This window comes from Capnocytophaga sp. oral taxon 329 str. F0087 (assembly GCF_000213295.2).
In the GTDB taxonomy this organism is placed as follows: domain Bacteria; phylum Bacteroidota; class Bacteroidia; order Flavobacteriales; family Flavobacteriaceae; genus Capnocytophaga; species Capnocytophaga leadbetteri_A.
This window is the reverse complement of record NZ_KN390069.1, coordinates 1-5054: the sequence shown is the minus strand read 5'-3', so window position 1 is coordinate 5054 and position 5054 is coordinate 1. Positions and strand designations below refer to the sequence as shown.

The following is a 5054-nucleotide window of genomic DNA, read 5'->3' as shown; positions in this document are numbered from 1 at the left end:
TGTACCTCACTTTAGAGCCTTGTGCTATGTGTGCGGGAGCCTTATATTGGAGTCAGTTGTCGCGGTTAGTTTATGCGGCGGCAGATACGCACAGAGGGTATACCGTGATGGGTGGTACTCTTCACCCCAAAACCGAAATTACAACAGGTGTGCTGGCAGCGCCTGCTACAGAACTTTTAAAACAGTTTTTTCAGCAGAAAAGAAAACGATGATGAGACTATTTTTCATACTATCATTTTGGTTGGGAATTACTTCACTTTTTTCCCAAACAGTTGATACATTGGAAGTAAAAACAAAAGATACTCTTATCGCCCCTATTAATCCGCAACGTTCTGCTAAAAATAAAGCCTTCTATGAGAAAATACGGACGTACTTACGCAAACATAGACTCACAAAAAGGTTAGATGACCTTATACAAACACCTACTCCTACAGCTGCGGTAGCTACTCCTACTCATTTAATTACTCTTCCTGAAAAAAAGATAATACCTAAGCCCTCTTATCAGGGAAAAATAATTCGGAAAATACATATTCGTACATTAGACCCTTTTGGTTTTGATGAAAAAGATAGTACTAAAGTACCTCGTACCCGTTTAGAGCGTTATGGCAATATGTTGCATATAAAGACACGTGAGGGTACCGTAAAGGGGATACTGCTGTTTAAATCGCACACCCCATTAGATACTCTGTTGCTGAGCGAGAGTGAGCGGTTATTGCGCAATCAGCGGTATATACGAAGGGTGCAGATAGCACCAGAGCTTATTTCGCAGTCGTCGGATTCGGTAGATGTGTACGTAACTGTACTTGATAGTTGGACAATGTACTTTGATGGAGATTTAGCGGGGAACAAAGGCTGGACGCGACTTACAGAGCAGAACCTTTTTGGATTAGGACACGAAGCCACATTTACCTATCAACAATTCTTCTCTGGGATTTCTAATAACGGAAAAGGTATGAGTTATACATTGCGGAATATTAGGAATACTCATATAAATGTACGCGGGTCATATTATGCAGATTATGATAATTATTTCAGCAAATATTTGTATGTAGAGCGCCCACTGTATTCGCCATTAGCACGATGGTCGGGGGGATTGTCTTATTACGAGTACAGAGATGAGGAAGATTTGCGTACGCGAACTACTTATACCCCTTTACTTCACTCGAAAAGTTTTACCGCTTTCGGTAGTTGGGTTAAACCTATAAAGATGGAGGGCAGTAAGAATATCAATAACTTTATAATAGCTGTAAATTACAGAAATATAAGTTATTACAGAAATTCACTTCAGATTCCTTATAAAGAAACTTATCATTCTAATGAAAATCAATGGCTTACGCAGTTTAGCTTAAACAGCAGTAACTTTGTGAAAGACCGATACCTATTTCGCAATGGAGATACAGAAGATGTAGGGGTAGGACATTCTATATTTCTAACCTCTGGAATGATTTGGAAAAATACCACACTTTTGCCCTATTTTTCTGTTGGAGCACAACGCGCTTATTACGCTAAAAGTGGGTATTATGCAATGCATTTGGAAGCAGGTACTTTTATAACTCAAGGAGCTTTGAAAGAAATAGTAATAAAAGGAAGTGCTACCCACTTCACTAATCTATTTGATATAGGTAGTTGGCACTTTAGAGAGTTTTTAAGAGCAAACTTTGTATTAGGAGTTAATGACTTTGTATATCAACATAAAATCATCAACCTTAATGGTAGCAATGGGATTTCAGGCTTTAGCAGCGAGAAAGTTTACGGTACTAGAAAGCTCTTACTGACTACACAAACACAGATTTATGCCCCTTTTCAGTTTATTGGTTTTCGTATTAGTCCGTTTTTATCAGCAGATTTAGGTTTTATAGGCCGAAACAATACCCCTTTTTTTAAAACGGAATGTTATGCTAAATGTGCTTTAGGATTTTACATTACTAATGATTATTTGCCTTTTGGAGCTATACAATTTTCATTTGCTTATTACCCAGTGGTGCCTGGTACGGGGAACCATATTATAAAGATAACAGGAGATACTAATGACGACTTTAGATTGCACAGTTTTTCGCAACGAATGCCAGCGGTTACAAGTTTTAGATAAAACTGACAAAATGGCTTGATAGATTATATTGGCAATATTTTTGCTTTTTAAAGTAAATAATAGTATTTTTGCACGCTTTATAAGCACACAATAGTTATAACTAAAAAAATAGAAGAGCTTTGAATAAAGAATTATCATCAAATACCTTGATAACCAATATTATAGCAGGTATTGAAAAAGTAAAAGGAACAGACATCACTATTATGGACTTGCGTGAAGTAGAAAACACGGTGTGTGACTATTTCATTTTATGCAATGGTTCGTCAAACACCCAAGTGGCAGCTATTTCGGGCGCTATACAGAGAGTAGTAAGTCAAGCAGACGAGCATCAGCATCCTTGGCACGTAGAAGGAGAAGCTAATGCTGAATGGGTACTGATAGATTATGTAGATGTAGTTGTACACATCTTTCAGACGCGTTTGCGTGCCCACTACGACTTAGAAGGGCTATGGGGTGATGCTAAAATTATAAACTTAGAAACTAACTATTAATATGGCAGATAACAATAATAACAGAAGTCGATTTTCAGCCTATTGGCTTTACGCTGTTTTACTCCTTATACTTTTAGGATTTAATTATTATTCGGGAGCCACATTTTGGACGCAACCGAAAGAGATACCTCAATCAAAATTTGAAGAGTATTTGACTAATGGCGATGTATCTAAAATAATCATTCTCAATAAGAAAGAAGCTAATGTATACCTTACCCCTAATGCCCTGAAAAAAGAAGAGCACAAAGAGGTGAGACCTACAGGCAATGCTATTATGCAAAGTGGTAATCCTGCAGATGTGCCCCAATATCGATTTGAATTGGGAGACTTGAGCAACTTCGAGAACCGATTTGACCAAATAGTAAAAGATAATAACTTAGAAACCACTCGTGAAAACAAGAGTCAGCAGAATTTATTGTCAGACCTGCTGCTTACCGTTTTACCTTTTGCCTTGGTTATAGGCGTTTGGATTTATATAATGCGCCGTATGTCTGGAGGTGGCCCTGGAGGTATTTTTAGCATAGGGAAATCGAAAGCAAGAGTTTTTGATGAGAAAAAAGAAAACCGCGTAACATTTCAAGATGTAGCAGGACTTGAAGGAGCTAAAGAAGAGGTACAAGAAATAGTAGATTTTCTTAAAAATCCAGATAAATATACTTCTCTTGGGGGAAAAATTCCAAGAGGAGCCTTATTAGTAGGTCCTCCTGGAACGGGTAAAACCTTATTAGCGAAAGCTGTAGCAGGAGAGGCACAAGTGCCATTCTTCTCGTTATCAGGTTCTGATTTCGTAGAGATGTTTGTAGGGGTAGGAGCCTCGAGAGTGCGAGACCTTTTTAAGCAAGCTAAAGAAAAAGCACCAGCTATCATCTTCATAGATGAGATTGATGCGATAGGGCGTGCTCGTGGTAAAAATGTAATGACAGGAGCTAATGATGAGCGCGAAAATACCCTTAACCAACTACTAACAGAAATGGATGGTTTTGGTTCGCACACTAATGTAATAGTATTGGCTGCTACTAACCGTGCAGATATATTGGACAAAGCACTGATGCGTGCAGGACGTTTTGACCGACAAATATATGTAGAGCTACCTAACCTAAATGAGCGCAAGCAGATATTTCAGGTGCATTTGAAGCCTATTAAGACATCAGAAACATTGGATATAGACTTCCTTGCGAAGCAAACACCAGGATTTTCGGGAGCTGATATTGCCAATGTATGTAATGAAGCTGCCCTTATAGCTGCCCGTAAAGGAAAAACAGCTGTAAGTAAGCAAGAATTCTTAGATGCGGTAGACAGAATAGTAGGAGGTCTTGAGAAAAAGAGCAAGATATTGACCCCTGAAGAGCGCAAGGCTATTGCTTTTCACGAAGCTGGACACGCTACGGTTAGCTGGCTGTTAGAATATGCCGCTCCGTTAGTGAAAGTGACTATTGTGCCACGAGGGCAATCATTAGGAGCCGCTTGGTATTTGCCAGAGGAAAGACAAATAGTTCGCACAGAACAAATACTTGATGAGATGTGCGCTGCTTTAGGAGGTAGAGCTGCTGAGAAAGTGATTTTTGATAAAATATCAACAGGAGCCCTTAGCGACCTTGAGAAAGTGACTAAACAAGCTCGCGCTATGGTGACTATCTATGGACTTAATGACAAAATAGGTAACCTTACTTATTATGATTCAGCACAGTCCGATTACGGATTTACAAAACCTTATAGCGAGCGTACTGCCCATTTGATAGATGAGGAAATCTCTAAAATTATAGAGGAACAATACCAACGCGCTATAAAGATACTTTCGGAAAATAAAGAAAAGCTTACTATTTTGGCAAATCTACTTTTAGAACGAGAAGTGATATTCCGTGATGATTTGGAAAATATTTTTGGTAAGCGAAAATACAAAGATGCTGAAGAAGCTATAGAAGCCGAGATACCAGCAGAGAACAAAAATGTGGCTGAGGTAACCCAATGAAAATAACCGCTCAAATAAAAGAACCCATCAGAGAGGAGATGGAGCTTTTTGAACAGAAGTTCCGTGGAGCTATGTCGTCTAAAGTAGCTTTGCTAAACCGTATTACCTATTATATAGTAAATAGGAAAGGCAAGCAAATGCGCCCAATGTTTATTTTTTTGGTAGCAAAAATGCTTTCGGGAGGCAAGGTAACAGAGCGTACTTATCGCGGAGCTTCGGTGATAGAGCTTATTCACACAGCTACATTAGTACACGATGATGTAGTAGATGATAGCAATAAAAGGCGAGGTTTCTTTTCTATCAACGCACTATGGAAAAATAAAATAGCCGTTTTAGTAGGAGATTATCTTCTGTCGAAAGGTTTGCTTCTGTCTATTGATAATGGTGATTTTGACCTGCTACGTATTATTTCGGTAGCTGTACGAGAGATGAGTGAAGGCGAACTGCTACAGATGGAGAAAGCTCGCCGCTTGGATATAGTAGAAGAAGTGTATTATGAAGTAAT

The 5054-nt window shown here is 38.8% G+C and carries 5 protein-coding genes; all 5 read left to right on the top strand.

Features of this window, described 5'->3' with window-relative positions; all coding sequences use genetic code 11:
- Positions 1-212 (top strand): deaminase (locus HMPREF9074_RS11125; protein WP_034540850.1); only part of this gene is annotated, 212 nt, incomplete at its 5' end.
- Positions 209-2089, top strand: coding sequence for a BamA/TamA family outer membrane protein (locus HMPREF9074_RS11120; RefSeq protein ID WP_009391175.1), 1881 nt, complete (start codon positions 209-211; stop codon positions 2087-2089). The genes HMPREF9074_RS11125 and HMPREF9074_RS11120, both read left to right, overlap by 4 nt.
- Positions 2090-2208: 119 nt before the next feature.
- A complete protein-coding gene (gene rsfS, locus HMPREF9074_RS11115; RefSeq protein ID WP_034540847.1) occupies positions 2209-2580 on the top strand; it encodes a ribosome silencing factor in 372 nt (123 codons plus the stop codon).
- Between the two features lies 1 nt (position 2581).
- Complete coding sequence (gene ftsH, locus HMPREF9074_RS11110; protein ID WP_009391177.1) at positions 2582-4549, top strand: ATP-dependent zinc metalloprotease FtsH; 1968 nt, start codon at positions 2582-2584, stop codon at positions 4547-4549.
- A partial coding sequence (locus HMPREF9074_RS11105) for a polyprenyl synthetase family protein (RefSeq protein ID WP_034540844.1) occupies positions 4546-5054 on the top strand: 509 nt, incomplete at its 3' end. The genes ftsH and HMPREF9074_RS11105, both read left to right, overlap by 4 nt.

What these genes read in the sequence shown, in the direction of transcription:
- HMPREF9074_RS11120 (WP_009391175.1), top strand. Translation starts at nt 209, where the DNA reads ATGATGAGACTATTTTTCATACTATCATTTTGGTTGGGAATTACTTCA.
- ftsH (WP_009391177.1), top strand. Translation starts at nt 2,582, where the DNA reads ATGGCAGATAACAATAATAACAGAAGTCGATTTTCAGCCTATTGGCTT.